The sequence below is a fragment of the Nocardia salmonicida NBRC 13393 genome (assembly GCF_001613085.1).
GTDB lineage: Bacteria > Actinomycetota > Actinomycetes > Mycobacteriales > Mycobacteriaceae > Nocardia > Nocardia salmonicida.
On sequence record NZ_BDBR01000024.1, the window covers coordinates 149,191 to 166,581 of the forward strand.

Genomic DNA, 17,391 nt, shown 5'->3' on the forward strand with positions numbered 1-17,391 from the left:
GTGGAAAGGTTGATGGGTGTGCGTGACGCAGTTTTGCTGAACGAATATCGATCCGGTGAGGAAGTCGATACCTCCGCGGCCGTGATAGATCTCTCGAATAATGCTCTTCCCTTCGCTCCGCGGCCGAGCGTTCGCACAGCGATCGCGGACGAAGTGGATCGCGCTGCGGCCTATCCTGCTGCGTCATACCGATCGCTGCGAAGCGCGATCGCACGATTCGCTGACTGCGCGCCCGATCAAGTAGTTGTCGGGCCCGGCAGCGTCGGCGTGCTGGGTTACCTCGTCCGCCGGGTCGCCGGACACGGCGGACGAGTCGTCTTCGCGGTCCCGGCTTTCGACGCGTACGAGCGGGTGGTGGTGGGTGCCGGCGGGATCGCGGTACCGGTTCCGGGGTCGCCGAGTCGGTGGCAGCCACTGGAGGCGATGGTGGCAGCGGTCGGCGACGACGCGGTCGCGATCCTGATCTGCGCGCCGCACAACCCGACGGGCGAGCGGGTAGGGCCCGACGAGGTCGAGATGGTCCTGTCCCGGGTTCCTCGAAGCACGGTGGTCATCGTGGACGAGGCCTACATCGAATTCGATCGGAGCACTGATCCGTCGGCAATTCTGCGGATGACCCGACGGTACGCGAATCTGATTGTCCTGCGGACTTTTTCGAAGGCCTATGGCCTAGCTGGTCTTCGCGTCGGCTACGCGGTCGGCCATGCTGACCTGATCGGTGCCTGCCGAGCCATGGCGATGCCTTTCGGGGTGAATCGTCTGGCGGTGGCAGCCGCTGTCGCGTCGCTGGACGTGGTCGACGAGCTGGTGAGTCAGGTGGATTCGGTGGTTCGCGCCCGGTCCGCGTTCATCGAGTCGATTCGCGGGCGAGGCATCGATCTCCCCGATTCGTACGGAAACTTCGTCTGGGTGCCGACACACACTGCGGTTCCGCTCGTCGAGCATCTCGCCGAGTCCGGGATCGCGGTGCGGTCGTACCCGGACACGGGTGTGCGGATCACCGTTCCCGTTGTCGGGCAGATCGCCGAAGTCGTTGACGTACTCGCGGATGGATACAAACGAGTGGAGCCAATTTCATGCAAATGAATACACACCTCGGCGCGGACTTGCTGGGGCGTCCACGGTTCGCCGATGCCCTCGTGGACCGACTGATTCGTAACGATGTGCGCTACATCTTCGGCATGCCGGCGGAGTCGGTCAATTGCCTGGTGGATGCGGTGGGACGTCGTCCAGACATCGACCTGATCGCGGTACGTCACGAAAGCGCGGCCTCCTGGATGGCTGTGGGGTACGCCCATGGTTCGGGCACTGTCGGGGTCTGTTTCGGTACGGCCGGACCCGGTGCGACACACCTACTGCCCGGCGTCTACGACGGGTTGTACGACCGCCTACCGGTGCTGGCGATATCTGGTCAGGTGGCGCGTGCTGAGATCGGCACGAGGTCGTTCCAGGAGATCGATTCGGCACGACTGTTCCGGGACGGCACGTGGCGATCGTCGGATATCGTCTCGCCCGATCAGATCGCGGTCTTCGACCAGATGGTGCTTTCCGTACGGCTGGAGCAGACGTCGGCGCATGTCGCGATTCCGTCGGATGTGCTGAATTCGCCGGTCGATGCGCTCGAGCAGGTGAGCCCGTACCGGTTGGGCGCCCGCACGGCGACAGAGGTGGACAAGAAGCGCGTCGAAGATCTCGCGGACTACCTCTGCGCGACACCGACGACCGTCGTGCTGGGTGCGGGTAGCCGCGATGTTGCGGATTGCGCTCGTCTGCTCGCGCACGCGCTGGATGTTCCGCTCACTGCACTGCCCGAGTCGGGAATCCCGGAGTGGTCGGCGAACCAGGTGGACGATGGCGGGCCGTTGGCGGCGATGGAGAGCGTACTACTGATCGGCAGACCGACTGCTGGTGTGGCGCGGTACTTTCCATCGGCGGATCTCATCGTGGAGATCACCGATGTCGCTACATCGGGATTCGACGAAGGATGCCGCAGGATCGGCATCGCCGGCGACGTCCCATTGATCGTGCAGGCGCTGGCCTCGGCCGTGTGGAATCGCCGCGGCGCACCCGCCGAGGCATCGGTGATTCCGGCCGACTCGTCGCAGAAATCGGACGCGCCCGGCGGCTGGGAGGTGCTCGCGCGACAACTCACGGGTGCTTCTGTCGCTGTCGACCCCGGAAAGACGTTGCGGCTGGCACGCAGGTACCTCAACGAGCACACGAATATCCGCAGTGCGTGGAATCTCGAGGCCGAGGGGTCGGCGCTGCCCATGTCGATCGGTCTCGCCTTGGCGACCAACGATCGGTGCTATGCCCTGACGGATCTCGCTGCGCTGGACCAGTACATCGCGGAGCTTTCCACGGCCGCGCGCTACGAGGTGCCGGTAACGGTCATCTGTCGCGCTGAGTCCGGCGCGACGATCCGAGATCTGGCCAAGGCCTTCGATATCGCGGTGTTCTGGGCGGCAGACGCCACCGAACTGAGTGCGAGGATGCTGGAGGCAGGTCGAGAACGTGGACCTGTCCTGATCCTGACCTCGGCGCTGGACGTGGCATCGGCGCCTGACTCCCCAGCGACCTCCCGCACCGATGTCGTGGAGTTCATCAGCCACCTGTTCGCGGCAGTTACCTGCAGGGGAATAGATTCGGCGTATCTGTCGAGAAGAAGTTGTGCCGCGCTCGGCGTGACAGCCGGCGCGGATTCCGGCCTCGACCTGCAGGTCGTCGCCGATATTCAGGCGGCTGCCATGCGGGCGACCGCGGCGTTCAAGGCCGACGGGGCTCCTGCCTGCGTGGTGGTGACTTCGCCGGCGGAACTGCTCGCGCAACTGAACGGGCTCTACGACGCCTCGTTCGACAATGCTTCCGTACTCCTGATCTCCGTCGAGACCGACCGCTGGTTGCTGGACCCCGTCGACGTACTGGCCGAGATCGCGGCGATATCGGTGGTTTTGGATGGCACCGGCAAGGATTCGGCGCGCCTTCACGAAGCGTTGTCGACTGTCGTCGCAGGCGGCAGGGGAGTGACGCACATCCATGTGTCGAGTTCCGCGATATCGGCTCGTAACAGTGCAGCGCTCGGGGACAACGCGCCTGGGATTCCGGCCTCGTTGCGCGGACTGCCAGGCAAGACGGCTGCCGCGATCGAAGAGGTTGTGCGGGCGGCAGAACTGATCACAGCAGCCGAGGATGTCGCCATCATCGTCGGGCGTGGTGCCGCAGGCGCACGAACCGAGCTCATCGAGTTGGCGTCACGTACCGGAAGCTCGCTCTATTGCACGATGGGCGCGTTGGCTGCGGATGTCGTGGGCGAGCACTGCGCCGGTTTGGTGGGGACTTCTGGAAACGACGACGCGATGCAGCGGATCCGCCAGAGCCGACTCGTCGTCGTCGTGGGTGTGTCGTGGCGGGGTTCCGCGTTCGAGATGGTCGGGCACAATCCGGTGATCTCGGTGAACACCGATCCGCTGACCTTCCTCCGCCTCCCGTCGGACTCGATCGGTTTGCTCGGCGATGCCCGCGAGACGTTGGAGGCGCTGGTCGGACTGTTGGGTGATGGCGCCGCTACCGCGCGCGAGGTCATCGCCCAGCCGACGCCGCAGCGCCGGGGGCCTCGCGAAAACGGCCGACGACTACGGGCCGCCACGGTCGCGCAGGTCATCGACAAGGAGCTCGCGCGTGCCGGTCGGGCCTCGACTCTGAGTGTCGACGTGGGCATCAATACGTTGTGGGCCTACCGCTACGTCCGGTCGGCACACCGATATCTGTGGACCGCGTCGTTCGCGACCATGGGATTCGCGGTGCCCGCCGCAGTCGATGTCGCCGTGCGCAATCCGGACGACATCTCCGTGGCGATCGTCGGTGACGGCGGGATCGGTATCACGCTGGCCGAACTCAGAAACGCCGCAACTGTCGATTCGACGATGGTGATCGTGGTCTTCAACAACAACGCGCTGGCGGCCATCAAATTCGAGAGCTGGATCATGGGGTGGCCGGACCGGTCGTCCGCATTCCACGAGGTCGATTTCGCGAGCTTTGCCCGGCATTGCGGCCTGTCCGCGGTCACGGTGCGGACCTCCAAGGAATTCGGTAACGCATTCCGCACTGCGCTAGGCAGCGATGGTCCGATGCTCATCGACGCACGCGTCCCCGCGACGGAAGCCCCCGTGCTTGCAGGACGTGCGCACATTCGTCAGTTCGCCGGTCTGCTTGCAGGTTGGTTGCGCGACGGCAAGAGCGCGCGCTCCGGCGCCTGGTCCACCTTGATGGCTTTCGGTGCAGAAAAGACCGTGCGGATCATTCGCGGCGCGGACCCGCGCCGGTGAAACGTACCGGAAACGAGCGAGAAGAGATCTGAATGGTCGGGACGCGTCCTGCCACGCCGCAGGCAATGTTCACGAAAATAGCTCCGCGCTATGACTTGGTCAATTCGGCCCTCACTCTGGGTGGCGACAAGAGGCTTCGTCGCAGGGCGGTCCGCGCACTGCGTCTCGAGCCCGGCGCTGACGTGCTCGATATCGCCGCGGGAACGGCCGAGATCGGATCTGCGCTCGCCGCTGAGTACCACGTACCGATCTCCTACTGTGCTGTCGACCTCAATGAGCAGATGCTCGAGGTGGCAGAACGCAAGTTCGAGCGGCTGCGCAGGGAGCGACCCCACAGCGAGTGGCGGCTGGCGTGTGGCAGCGCGGAATCCTTGGCCTTCGAGTCGTCGAGTTTCGACGCTGCCGTGATGTGTTTCGCACTCGACGACATGGACGACCCGTCGGCGGCCCTTACCGAGACGGTGCGGGTGCTGCGCGACGACGGACGCTTTCTGCTGATCGAGCTCGCGATGCCGGACAGCCCGCTGCTGCGGAATGTCCTCAAATTTCGCCTATGGCTGATCCGCGGGGTCGCGGGTTTGGTCGGCATGGACTCCGTTGCCCACATGACCCGAGAGGTGGAGATGGATCGCGGCGCGCAACACACTGTTGTGCGCTGCGAACATGCCGGCTTGAGGCTGGAATCGGCAGGCAGGCACCTCGGCGGTCTAGTCCGCGCTTACGTGTTCCGGAAGAGCCCCTCGGCCTAGCTCAGCCACAGCGCCACGGGCGCATCGATGTAGACAAATTCTTGGCAGTCCACCCGTAAGGGAAAGGTTCGTAATGCCCGAAAAATGCCCACATGCTACGGAGCAAAAGGTGCCCTCCGTCACCGGCATAACCAGCCGCCGACTCTCGAATAGTCATCTGCCCGGACCGCCCGGCCATCGCTTGATGGGTTCGTATCCCGAATATTCGAAAGATCGCAACAAATTCTTGCGTGATGCGGTCCGCCGATACGGTGATGTCGTCCGAATCAAGCTCCCGCTTCGGGACGTGGTCGTACTGGGTAACCCGGAAGACGCACACAAGGCGATGGGAGACACCTCCGGCGATTACAGCAAGTTCGGAAACTACCATCCTGCGGTCGCAAAGCGGCAGAACGGGTTGTCTTTCATCGAGGGAGAGATCTTCCGAGAGCGGCGCCGGGTCGTCAGTCCGCTGGTCACGCGAGGCGGTCTGCAAAGCACGTTCGATGCGAACGCTGAAGCCTATCTCGCGAGCCTCGAGTCGAATATCGCCGCAGCGACCGACGCCGATGGCGTTACCGACCTCCAGGAAGCGATATTTCAGACCCTTTTGCGAGGCGTGCTGAAGCAGACTTTCACGGAGCCGTTCACTCCCGACGAAATCCATGATCTGCACGACGGTCTCTCGACGTTCACGAAGTTTCTCGGATCGACGCTGAAGATCGCTGATCCGCCGAATCTGGTACGTCCGTGGGGTCGGTACAACATCCGTCCGTGGGCGGTGTACTCGGCGGGGAAGATTGTCAAGAACCGAGTTGTCGAGCGGCAGAACTCGCCGTCATTGGGAACCTATGGCGATGTCTTGGACGGCATGCTTTTGGGGTACAAGAAGCTGAAGACCCCGATGACGTTCTGGGACCTGTGTTTCGACGTGGCGACGATGACCAGTGCGTCGTATGGCACAACGGCCGGCGCCATTACGCAGACTGTCGTTCGCACCTGCCTCGCCGAGGAGGCGAAGGATCGCTTGGTGGAGGAGGTAGACACTGTCGATCTCGCCGACCCGACCATCGAGTCGGTACGCAGCATGCGTTGGGTGAAATCGTGCTTCGAAGAGTCGATGCGAATGCAAGGGCTGCCGCTGTTGCTCCGGTTCACTTCGAAGGGGGCAACCTTCCAGGGCTACGACATCGCACCGAACACTATGCTCGGGATTCCCATCTCGACGATTCATCGCGATGAGCGTTGGTGGACCGATCCCGACAAGTTCGATCCGAATCGCTTCCTCGACAACAGCAAGCGCGTGGATGCGCCGCGGTTGCTGCCCTACCTGGCCTGGGGTGGGGGGCCGCATCGTTGCACCGGTGCCCAACTGGGATACCTGATCGCCCCGTACCTCGTTGCCTTGATCTTCGGTCGGTACAAGATCGAACTGCCCCCGAATTGGTCGCTGAAAGAGGACCCCGGCCTGGCGCCGATGATCAAGGGCGGGTTCAACGTCCGACTGACTCCACGATAATTTGTCCGACCTAGAGAAATCTGAGAGATTCGAATGAAATTCGCAGAGCGGTACGATATTGCGGCACCGATTTACGACAGGACGGCGTGGTTTCTGTCCCTGGGCGGTATCGACAAGTTGCACCCTGGTCTGGTCGAAGGTCTCGATCTGACCGGGAAAAAGGTGGCCGACCTCGGGTGTGGGACCGGCCTCGCCTTTCCGGCGTTGCTCGAAGCGGTCGGTCCGACGGGACATGTGGTCGGCGTGGACAACAATGCTGCCATTCTCGGAAAGGCAGAGAAGCGTGTGGTCGAGAACAAATGGACTAATGTCTCATTGGTCACCGAGGATATCGCGAAACTCCCGGTCAATCAGGACGTCGATGTGGTTTTCAGCTGCATCGCGATGAGTTGTGTGCCGCACCCGTCGCAGAAGTTGGCGGAGTTGCTCGACAATCTCGCGCCAGGCACCCTCGTGCGGATCATCGACGCTCTGCCACGCACGACCGGCCTCAGTCGCTATCCGATAAACGGCTACAACTTTGTGAAGTCGGGCATCGTCGGATCTCATTTCCGGGAACTCCACCCGTTCGAGCAGGTATTCCGCGATCAGCTGAGCGAGGTCGTCGTCGACAGCCTGCACGGCGGAATCTACACGCGACTGACCGGCGTCAAAGGCGCGTAGGCAGAGGCCAGGCGTACCGCGCGCATCGTCGTGTCCAGCGTCGGTGCGCGCGGCGTCCGGAGGCGAACGACTGTGGGAAGAGGCCGACTTGAGTATCTGTGAACTGAAAGTCGATGGCGGGAGCAAGAAGTTCGGCGACAGCGTCGTGCTGGACAACGTGGACATCTCGGTCGACCGCGGCGAGTTCTTGGCTGTGCTCGGACCGAGCGGCAGTGGGAAGTCCACGATTCTGCGGGTATTGGCCGGATTGGAGCAGCTCACGACCGGCACGATCAGCTGGAGCTCGGACGGTGCCCGGCCACGTACCGGGATGGTATTCCAGCAGCCTCTGCTGATGCCTTGGCTCACTGTTATCGAGAATATCTCCCTGGCAAGCTGTTTTGCCGTTCACCGTCGTGGATTCGACCAGCGGTATCCCGAATCCTTGTTGGCGCGATTCGGATTGGACGGCCTCGCGAAGCGACTTCCGAGTGAGTTGTCCGGTGGTCAGGCACAGCGCGTAGCTGTGCTGCGCGCGGCCGCGACGCGGCCCCGTCTGCTCCTGCTCGACGAGCCGTTCAGCGCCTTGGACCCCGCTACTCGGATCGACTTACAGCAGTGGCTGGCGGAGCTGGTGGCCGGCATCGATACCACTGTCGTGCTCATTACGCACGATGTCGACGAAGCGATCTCGTTGTCCGACCGCATCGTCCTGCTCGACCAGGGAAGAATTCGTCGTGAATGGCGGGAGATACGGGATTGCCGCGATGCAGCCGCGCTCCGCGCGGATATCCTCCAGCAGTACCACCCGGTCGAGGTCGTAGTTCCGTGACCAACTTCTCGAGACGGCACCTGTTGACAGGGGCTACAGGACTCACCGTCTCCGCCGGTCTTTTCGGCTCGGCTGACCTTGTCCACAGCGCGGCAACCGCTGGGCAGCGACCGGAGCCGACCCTGCGCATCGGCTACCTTCCGATCACCGACGCAGCACCGTTGCTGATCGCGCATTCGTCGGGTCTCTACCCGGTCGGCTCGGCAAGTAGCCACAAGCCTGTGATGTTTCGAAGCTGGGCCGGTCTGGCAGAGGCATTCGTGTCTCGCGAGATCGACGTTGCGCATTTATTGATGCCGATGGCACTGCAACTCAAACATGTGCTGGGCGCAGGCGTGCGAGTTCTGGGATGGAACCATACCAATGGCTCAGCGCTTACCGTCGCCCCCGACATCACGGAGCTGGAACAGCTGGCGGGAACTCAAGTGGCGATCCCCTTCTGGTGGTCGATTCACAATATCGTCCTACAGCAGCTTCTGCGAGCGCACGACATCACACCGGTCATCCGACGAAGTGCATCTCGATCCAAACGCACGGTCGAACTCGTCGTCATGAGCCCGTCAGATATGGTTCCAGCTCTGGCGAACCGGTCGATTTCAGGATTTGTGGTGGCGGATCCGTTCAATGCCATTGCACAGATCAAAAAGATCGGGCGAATCCACGTCTTCCTGGGTGACGTGTGGCGTGAGCACGCCTGTTGTGTTCTGGTTACCAGGGACGATGTGATAGCTGAGCGGCCGTCGGCGGTGCAGCAAGTCACTGATGCCGTGGTTTCCGCTCAACTGCGGATAAACGGGGATCGGAATGGCTCCGCAGCCGCTTTGACATCTGGCAGCTATCTCCCGCAGCCGCTGCCCGCGATTCGTACAGCGCTCGCTTATCCGGAGCCGCCGTATCAGCTTCGACGCCCTGATTGGGCACCACAGCTGATCGGGTTCCAGCCGTACCCGTATCCGAGTTTCACTCGGCGGCTGGTCGAAGCGATGCACGAAACGGTAGCCGATGGTGACCGTAGCTTTCTGGACGGCATAGACCCGAGCAGTGCGCACAATGAGCTGGTAGACGACACCTTCGTGCTGAATTCAATGCGTGCAAGAGGTGGACCGCAGGCATTTGGATTGCCCGCTGATCTCGAGAGAATTGAACAGGTGCATCTGTCGTGACTTCAACTACTGTTCGATCAAAACCCGCTCTGCAGACCGCAACCAGATCGGCAGCTGCCAAGGCCTGGCCCGCAGCGGCGGCAATCACGCTGGCGATATTTCTCTGGTGGACAGTGACCACTGTATTGTCGCCGGATCACTCGCTGTTACGGCAGACCGCGCCGCAACATGTGCTGCCCGCGATCGCTGAACTGTATCAGCGCGGTGTGCTGGTTTCCGACTCTGCGATAAGCTTGTGGCGGTTGTTCATCGGCCTGGCCATCGCGATGGTTATCGGTATTCCGATGGGTCTGCTCATCGGCCTGAGCACGCGGGCCGAACAGGCGGCGTCACCAATTGTGCAGTTTTTGCGGATGATATCCCCCTTATCGTGGACACCGATTGCGATCGCACTGTTCGGTATCGGCAATCAGCCGGTATATTTCCTCATCGCAGCAGCCGCAGTATGGCCGATTATGTTGAATACTGTTGCTGGAGTCCATGCTATCGACCGCGGATTTCTGGACGTCGCACGGTCCTTTCACGCCACCCGAGCCGAGCAAGTTCGGGTCGTGATAATCCCTGCGGTACGTGATCATATTCGGACGGGCCTGCGACTCGGTCTCGGAACGGCGTGGATCGTTCTTGTCCCCGCTGAGATGCTCGGTGTCAGGTCGGGTCTGGGCTATCAGATCCTCAACGCACGCGATCAGTTGGCGTACGACCAGGTTGTGGCAATCATACTGCTCATCGGCCTGCTGGGATCGGCCGTGGATTTCGTAGCGGGCTACGTCCCAGGCCGGACCCGTCATCAACGTACGACTTGATGAAATCGCTGGATAATCGATCAAGGATTGCTATGGATCATTCTCACGAACTTACCGAAATCGATGTGAAGAGAGCCGCTGACCGGATCCGCGGTCACATCCGCACAGTTTCCCTCGCACCGGCTGATTCGGCGATGATCGACGGCCCTGCCTCGGTGTGGATGGCGCTGGAGTTCATGCAGCACACCGGTTCTTTCAAAGCGCGCGGCGCCGTGAACTTCCTGGCCGCGCATCTCGAGGACGCAGCGGTGCCGGCGATGGGAGTGGCGATCGCCTCGGGCGGCAATGCAGGCTTGGCCTGCGCGTGGGCTTGCCAGCGCCGTGGTGTTCCCGCAACGGTGTTCCTCCCTGAGAAGACGCCCAGGGTGAAGGTCGACAGGCTCGCGCGATACGGCGCCAGCGTGCGGATGGTCGGGTCCACCTACGCGGACGCCGCGGCTGCGTGCGACGAATTCGCGGTTTCGGTGGGCGCCTTGAAGTCTCATGCGTTCGACCACCCTGATATCGCAGCCGGCGCGGGAACCCTGATGGCGGAGATCCTGGAACGGCTCCCGACCGTGGACACCGTCGTTGTTGCGGTGGGTGGCGGCGGTCTCTTCGCTGGGATCGCCACCGCGGCAGCGCACTATGGAATTCGGGTCGTCGGCGTCGAACCCCAGAACTCCCGGGCATTCAACGCGGCCCTGGCCGCCGGTAGCCCTGAGCCGGTTCAGGTCGATTCGATCGCCGCTGATTCACTCGGCGCACGTACAACGACGTTGATGGCCCTCAACGCCGCGGCTCGGTCCGACAGTAGGTCTGTTCTGGTCCCCGACACTGCAATCGTCTCCGCCCGCGGACTTCTGTGGGATCAGCACCGTCTCGCGGTCGAGCCCGGAGCCGCCACTGCCCTCGCCGCAATCGTTACCGGTGCGTATCGTCCTGAGCCCGGGGAAGTAGTGTGCATAGTCCTATGCGGTGCCAACGCGGATCCTGCCGACCTCGCCGCGCTGCCGGACGGCCGCTGTCGTTGATCTTGTTCGCGACATCCCAGCAACTGTGGTGAATATCACAAAAATGATTGCCTCTGAGATTTCGCGACACTGCTGAACACCGCAAACCGTATGTTGTCCATGGTGGAGATAAGGCCAGGCTAACTAGCTCCGCCGAAATTCCTTCTGGTCTCCGGGGTTTCGGTCGATTAAGCTCCAGCTGTTCTGCATGCTGTGCCGGTCTTCACACTGCTCGGGGAGAAGTAGGGGACACCTCATAGGGATGTTCCCGCTTGACGAGTCTCGCGTGTCGATTGATCGCACGCCGCACCACACCTGATGATTGGAACCTGAATGAACTTCCGTAGGACCACTGCGGCTGCCGCACTGGTTATCGGGGCGATGACCGTTGCCATGGGCACCGCCCATGCCGAAGACGCGCCGCAGGACATCAAGTACTCGGTCAAACTAGTCGACAAGACCGTTGTTGCAACCCTGCAGAACGGCACCTTCTCTCTCGTCGAGCAGGCGGGCGAGACGCCAGAAGCTCCCAAGACCAAAGTCGCTGAGGTCAAGGACAGTCGGGGGGCTGTCGTGATCTCGCTGCCGATCGAATACGCCATCGGTGGCGCCGAGATCCCGATCAAGACCGAAGTCGACAAGTCCTCGTCGACTTTGCTGCTGACCCCGGAGAAGCCCGCGGGCGTCGAGATCAGCCGTGACGCGCTCGCTCCGGCGCCGGTTCTCCGAGCCGCTCCGATCGCTTCGGTACAGGAGAATCAGAAGGCGATCAACGACTTCTCGAGCAAGTTCAGCATCGGCACCGCGATCGGTACCTTCGTGGGCACCGCCATCGGCGCGCTCGTCGGTTGTGTCATCGGCGGCATCATCATTCCGGCGATCGGCTGCATCCCGGGCTTCGGCACCGGTGCCGCGGTCGGTGGCATCCTCGGGATGGTCGCTATCGGTGGTCCGACCATGGCTGTCGCCGGTTTCGAGCTGCTGAACATCATGCAGGCGCCGGACGGCACCACCGCATGGGCCGAAAAGCCGGTTGCTGCTGCGGCCAAGTGATCAGGCCTACGATCTAATAGGTTCCTGCAGAGGCCCCGCTCTTCGGAGCGGGGCCTTTTGCGTTGCCAGATGTGTTGTTGTTCGTGGTGTGGAGCCCGAGCCGAATGTTGTGAGCACCGAGTCGGCGGGCGTGGTGTGCACGGCCCGTATCCGCGGCGTATCAGCCGCTGGTCGCGGCACTCGACACCAAGGGCCGAGAGAGTCAACGGTCGTCCCGCCGCGTGCCCTGCTGAGGTATCGCCCCTGGCCCCCCCGGGGGGTCAACAACCAGCAAAAGGCCGGTAGCGGGAGCGCTACCGGCCTCTTTGGGGCTGCTCTGTGCCTACATGGTGGTGATCAGTTGGTGCGGACCGCCAGGCCGGGGTTGTCCGAGAGGACGACGGTCAGGGGCTGGGCGAACAGCTGGGGAGTGTCGCCGGTGAGGGCGCCGATGATGTTCGGGATCTCGCAGATGGGGAAGTCGGCGACCGAGGAGGCGCTGGAGATGCCGAGGGCGAGGCGGCCGGTGACGATGGCGCCGCCGGAGTCGCCGGGGAGGGCGCAGATGTTGGCCGAGAAGCTCTGGGTGAGCTGACGGTCGCCGACCTGGACGGTCTGGTCGACGCCGTTGATCACGCCGCAGCTGAAGCCGGTGCGGGCACCGGACTTGCAGACGGGAGCGCCGACCACAGGGGTGGCCACGCCGTCGACGGCGATGGGGGCCTGGCCGGGGATGCGGACCAGGTTGTTCTCGAAGCGGGCACGCGCGTTGTCGTTGACCCGGATGATCGAGTAGTCCTGCTCGCCGAGCACCGACTTCTGGAAGGTGCCGAGCTGGGCGCCCGCACGGTCGCCGTTGATCTCGTAGACGGCGGCGGCGTTGCCGGTGCCCGCCGACTCGATGTCGGGGTTGCAGTGGCCCGCCGAGATGTTGATGACGTTGCCGGCGCGGTCGGTGCCGTTGAAGCCGAGCGAGCAGCGCAGCGAGCTACGGCCCACGATGGAGGCGTAGGCGTCGCCGCCTGCCAGCGCGCCGTTGCCGTCACCGGCGATGGGGGTGGCGGACAGGTCGACGCGCTCGCCTGCCACCGGCGGCGCGGTGACGATGACGCGGGAGGGGTCGATGAAGCTGGGCAGCGGAAGCCCGGCCTGCTGCACGCGGACCGCGATCGAGTTGTTCACGGTGTCCACGACGACGCCACGCACCAGCGCGGAGATCTCCGGCGGCGCGGCGGCGAGCCAGTTCTCGAAGGCGGTCTTCTCACCGCGCAGAGTGGACTCGCTCTTGGCGACGTTGCGAACCTCGAAACCGGCCGACTGCGCGGCTTCACGGGCATGGTCGGCGCCGGGGCCGTGCGACAGCGCGACGACGGCGTTGCCCTGATCGCTCAGCCAGGAACCGGCGAAGACCTGCGGGAACTGGCGCTGCGCGGTGGTGGAGAACGCGGCGACCTGCTGCGCGACATCGGCGCGGCGCAGGTACTCGTCGGGGGAGATCTTCAGATCGCGGGTGACTGCCTCGATGAGCTGGGCGGGCAGGTCGGCGGGCGCGGGCTGCGCGTCGGCGACCGCCATCGTGGGGCCGAACAGCAGAAACGCCGCCGAAGCGGCGATCATGGATTTCCGAGCTCTTCTCGAGCTTCGCGCGGACGGGGTACGACCCATACGTGGCAGGAGCATGGTCCGAACTATATGGGCTCGAGCGACTTATGCCTACTCGGACCGGGCAAGAGATTTCGCTCACCCGGTCCGGTCGGTGATTTGTCCCCGCTCAGCCCGCGTTGGGCTTGGTGCGCACCATGATTCCGCTGCCGAGCCCGCCGCCGGAAGTGGCCTCGATATCGGCCAGGATGGGCCGGATCGGGATGCCGAGGGAAGCGGTGCCGCCGTAGGGGGCGAGCTGGGTGTTGGCCTCGGTGCAGTTGGGCGCGCCGGAGGCGTTCGAGCCGCTGGTGATGCCGAGGGCGAGCGTGCCCGACACGATGGCGCCGCCGCTGTCGCCGCCGAGGGTGCAGGCGGTGCTGGCGAAGCCGCGGATCGTCTTGCTGACGCCCGTCTCGGTGAACAGCTGGGTCTCCACGTGGTCAGCCGAGACGAAACCACAGGTGAAGGTGGAGGACTGACCGGTCTTGCAGACCGGCGCGCCGGTGACGGGTTCGGCGGTGCCGGTGAGCGTCAGGGTGGTGCCTTCGGCGCCGCGCACCCGAGGCTGGTCCATGCCCGCGTTCACCGCGCGCTCGTTGAGCTTGATCACCGAGTAGTCGAGCGAGGCGGGCCCGCCGAGCACCGAGCGGGCGAACGAGCCGACCTCGGGGCTGTTGGGGATATCGCGCACGTGCGGTACGTAGACCGCGGCCGTGCCGCCGTTGTCGACGTTCGGGTTGCAGTGGCCCGCGGAGATATTGAGCGCGTTACCCGCGGCGTCGGTGCTGTTGAACCCGAACGAGCAGACATCCACGCCGCGCAGGTCGGCGTCGTGCAGGTCCTTCTTCGCGGTGATGTAGGTGTCGCCGCCCATCGGCTTGTATTCCACCGGACCACCGCCGCCGGGCGAGAGCACCACCTTGATGGTGGCGATCAGGGTCGGCAGGTTGAGCATGTGGCCGGGGCCGGTGTTGGCCACGTTGAGCACCAGCTGGCTGTTGAGCGCGTCGATCGCGATCGAGCTGATCGGCGCGGAGATGGCGGGCGGCAGGCTCGCGACCCACTGACTCAGTTGCACCAGCGCGCCTTCCAGTCCACCGGCCGAGATCGGCGCGAGGTGGGTCTGGTAGCCGGCGGCGGTGACGAGCTTGCCCGCCTCGGCATCGGTGGTGGCGACGACCGCCTTGCCTTCCGGCGTGAGCCAGGCGCCGGCGAAGGTATCGGGGTTGGCGGCGCGGAAATCGGTCGCGTAGTCGCGCAACTGCTGGGCGCGCGCGGCGCGATCGAGGTACTCGGTGGGGGTCATCCCGAGATCACGTGCCAGCGCGGTCACCAATTCGCCGGGTAACGCGTCGGCTGAAAGTTGTAGTGGCGCAACGGGTTCCGAGTACGCGATACCGGATCCGAGCAGGGGTGCGAGTAGAACAGTCGCGGCGAACCCGGCGGAGGCTGCCTTGACCGCGGCGCGACGCGCCACCAACTTGCGCATGAAATCCCTTCGTCGACAACCAGTGACCGAGAACACCGCCGGCGGCGATCATGTCGGTCAGCGCATCACTCTAAGGCACGCTCGCTCAGCTGGCTCGGTTACCGTCCGGCTGCTGGATTCAGCGCTGACCCGGGATGGTGAGAGGCGCGGGGAGATAACCCGGTGGGTAGGTCCCGAAGGGCGACCGCGGACGGCTGGTGGTGGGGCTCGGCGTGGTCGTCGGCGGCGTGGTCGTCGGTTCCGGGGTGGTCGTCGGCGGCGCCTCGGTGGTGGTCGTCGGCTCCGGCTCGACGGTGGTGGTGACCGGCGGGGTCGATTCGACGACCGGCGGCGGGGGCGGCGCGGGTGCCGAGGTGGGGGTCAGCGTTTCCGGGCGGGCATCGGAAATCGTGGGGGGCTGGGTGGTTTCGGCGTCACGGATCAGCACCGAGACAGCGACGCCGCCGAGCAGCAGGCCGATGAGCGCGGCGGCGGCGATCAGCAATGGGGTCTTGCTGCGGGTGGGCTTCGTGGCGGGCACCACCGCGGGCTCGGCGATCGGGGCGGGCGCGACCGGTGCCATCGCCTTCGTCGGCAGGGGGGTGACCGGCAGCGCCGCCGAGTACGCCTGCGCGGTCACCACGGGCGGCTCCAGCGCGGGCATCACATCGGTGGCGACCGTGGCGTTCTCGGTGACGATCGGATCGGGCGGGGTCGCGCCCGCCGGGGTGGCCAGCACCGCGACCAGCGCGGCCTGGGCGGCGGCGTTGGCGTAGGTCTTGCCAGGATCGGCGCCGTGCTCGGGCTGGGGCAGTTCGTCCTCGCCGAGCAGGGCCACCGACTTCAATCCCAGATAGTCCAGTGCCTCGCGCACGCCGCGCACGACCTCGGTCGACCAGCCGGCGGGGTGGGTCGCGTAGAACTCGGCGGGACCACTGAGGTGCTCGGTGGTGAGATCGATCAGGCAGAACATGGCCGTCGCGAGGAGGTCTTCGGCGCGATAGGCCTCGCCGCCGTCGACATCGACACCGGCCGGGTCGCCGATCGCGCGCACGAATCCGGCGATCGAGTGGGCGTGCCCGGTGGGTGCGGGTCCGCCGAGGGCGGCGTCACCTTCGTCGGACATGTGCAGGACCGAAGCACGCTCGATGACCTGAACCGTGCCGTCCTCGGTGACCACCGCGGCGATGCATTCGTCATCGGCGATACGCAGGCCGACCCCAGTGGCCATCGGCGGTACACCCCTCACTTCGGCATAGATCGTCCGCGCGAGTCACACCAGCAGTTGGCCGTGTCCCATCGCGCGCAGCATTGACAGTAATTCCGATCGTGAGCGCGCGCCTATTCGACGTCGGATTCGCGCGACGTGATGCTCGACGGTCTTCGCGGAAATGTACAGCCTCGCGCCGATCTCGCGATAGGTCAGACCGAGCAGTACCAGTTCGGCCACCTCGCGTTCACGGTCGCTCAATGCGCTGGACTCGCTGGTCAGCGGCGTGCGACCGGCGGTTACCTGCGGCAGCGGGTGTGCGGTCGGTCGTGGGGGCTCGACCGGCTGGGACTGGGTGCGCACCGACCGCGCGAGTTTGAGCAAGGCCGTCGCGGTTGTCGAATCACCTGCCGCGAGGGCGGCCTCGCTGGCGAGTCGGGCGGCGTCCCAGGTGAGTCCGAGTTCGGCCAGTGCCGACACCGCGGCCTGCACGTCGGCCGCGGCCACCTGTCCGCGCAGCACTAGCAACCAGGTGCGCCCGGCGTCGGCGAGCACTGCGGCCTGCCGGTCACCCGCTTCCGCCGCCGTCTTCAGTGCATGGGCGTGGGGCAGTAGGGCGCGAGGTGACTCGTCGGCCAGCGCGGCCTGTACCCCGTACCAGTGGAACGAATTGGTCCAGGCGGGGGCGCGGCCGAGCTTGCGGACCAGCGCCCGCGCGGCGTCGACGAGCGGCTCGATCCGGCGCACGTCTCCCAAGCGGGTGCCTGCCAGCCACAGTTCGCCGATCGGCAACAGGCTCAGCAGGTCGGCTTCCAGCTCGTCGAACAGGGGACAGGCCACCTGCCACGCGTGCGCCAGGGCGGCGTGGTCGCCGCCGCGGCGGGCCAGGCCCACGGTCAGGGCGTGGGCGAGAAGCTGATCGCGTGGCGCGAGGGTGCGAATGTCGATGTCGGCGAGGGTGCTCGCGGCGCGGCGTTCGTCGCCGCCGAGCAGCGCGGTCCACGCGGTGAGCACCGGAAGCTGTCGGCTA

Annotated in this window: 14 protein-coding genes; 10 read left to right on the forward strand and 4 right to left on the reverse strand. The window is 64.8% G+C overall.

Features of this window, described 5'->3' with window-relative positions; all coding sequences use genetic code 11:
• Positions 1–12 precede the first annotated feature (12 nt).
• The 10 genes from NS1_RS23485 (at position 13) to NS1_RS23530 (ending at position 12,060) form a co-directional block, all read left to right on the forward strand.
• Positions 13–1,086, forward strand: coding sequence for an aminotransferase class I/II-fold pyridoxal phosphate-dependent enzyme (locus tag NS1_RS23485; protein ID WP_062987796.1), 1,074 nt, complete (start codon positions 13–15; stop codon positions 1,084–1,086).
• Positions 1,083–4,325 carry a thiamine pyrophosphate-binding protein gene (locus NS1_RS23490; protein WP_062987798.1) on the forward strand — a complete coding sequence of 1,081 codons (3,243 nt, stop codon included), beginning with the start codon at positions 1,083–1,085 and terminating at the stop codon, positions 4,323–4,325. The genes NS1_RS23485 and NS1_RS23490 overlap by 4 nt, the downstream gene beginning before the upstream one ends.
• Positions 4,326–4,390: 65 nt before the next feature.
• Entirely contained in the window at positions 4,391–5,074 is a 684-nt protein-coding gene (locus NS1_RS23495; RefSeq protein ID WP_062987800.1) for a class I SAM-dependent methyltransferase, read from the forward strand.
• Positions 5,075–5,183: 109 nt separating this feature from the next.
• Positions 5,184–6,572, forward strand: coding sequence for a cytochrome P450 (locus NS1_RS23500; protein ID WP_169812818.1), 1,389 nt, complete (start codon positions 5,184–5,186; stop codon positions 6,570–6,572).
• A gap of 33 nt (positions 6,573–6,605) precedes the next feature.
• Entirely contained in the window at positions 6,606–7,235 is a 630-nt protein-coding gene (locus NS1_RS23505; RefSeq protein ID WP_062987804.1) for a class I SAM-dependent methyltransferase, read from the forward strand.
• A gap of 145 nt (positions 7,236–7,380) precedes the next feature.
• Positions 7,381–8,046 (forward strand): ABC transporter ATP-binding protein, encoded by a 666-nt coding sequence (locus NS1_RS23510; RefSeq protein WP_255284657.1) that lies wholly within the window; start codon positions 7,381–7,383, stop codon positions 8,044–8,046.
• The gene (locus tag NS1_RS23515) at positions 8,043–9,209 is read left to right on the forward strand and encodes an ABC transporter substrate-binding protein (RefSeq protein ID WP_062987806.1); all 1,167 of its coding nucleotides are present in this window, start codon (positions 8,043–8,045) and stop codon (positions 9,207–9,209) included. Before NS1_RS23510 ends, NS1_RS23515 begins: the two co-directional genes overlap by 4 nt.
• 29 nt (positions 9,210–9,238) lie before the next feature.
• Entirely contained in the window at positions 9,239–10,015 is a 777-nt protein-coding gene (locus NS1_RS23520; protein WP_157125359.1) for an ABC transporter permease, read from the forward strand.
• Positions 10,015–11,028, forward strand: a complete 1,014-nt coding sequence (locus tag NS1_RS23525) for a threonine/serine dehydratase (protein ID WP_255284658.1) — start codon at positions 10,015–10,017, stop codon at positions 11,026–11,028. The genes NS1_RS23520 and NS1_RS23525 overlap by 1 nt, the downstream gene beginning before the upstream one ends.
• A gap of 312 nt (positions 11,029–11,340) precedes the next feature.
• A complete protein-coding gene (locus NS1_RS23530; protein WP_062987812.1) occupies positions 11,341–12,060 on the forward strand; it encodes a DUF8020 domain-containing protein in 720 nt (239 codons plus the stop codon).
• A 336-nt stretch (positions 12,061–12,396) separates the two neighbouring features.
• Here NS1_RS23530 and NS1_RS23535 read toward each other — a convergent pair whose 3' ends face one another.
• The 4 genes from NS1_RS23535 to NS1_RS23550 form a co-directional block, all read right to left on the reverse strand.
• The gene (locus NS1_RS23535) at positions 12,397–13,656 is read right to left on the reverse strand and encodes a S1 family peptidase (RefSeq protein WP_062987814.1); all 1,260 of its coding nucleotides are present in this window, start codon (positions 13,654–13,656) and stop codon (positions 12,397–12,399) included.
• 154 nt (positions 13,657–13,810) lie between these two features.
• Positions 13,811–15,172, reverse strand: coding sequence for a S1 family peptidase (locus NS1_RS23540; protein ID WP_063816241.1), 1,362 nt, complete (start codon positions 15,170–15,172; stop codon positions 13,811–13,813).
• A 118-nt stretch (positions 15,173–15,290) separates the two neighbouring features.
• The gene (locus NS1_RS23545) at positions 15,291–16,382 is read right to left on the reverse strand and encodes a hypothetical protein (RefSeq protein ID WP_062987816.1); all 1,092 of its coding nucleotides are present in this window, start codon (positions 16,380–16,382) and stop codon (positions 15,291–15,293) included.
• A gap of 42 nt (positions 16,383–16,424) precedes the next feature.
• Positions 16,425–17,391 (reverse strand): LuxR C-terminal-related transcriptional regulator (locus NS1_RS23550; protein ID WP_169812819.1); only part of this gene is annotated, 967 nt, incomplete at its 5' end.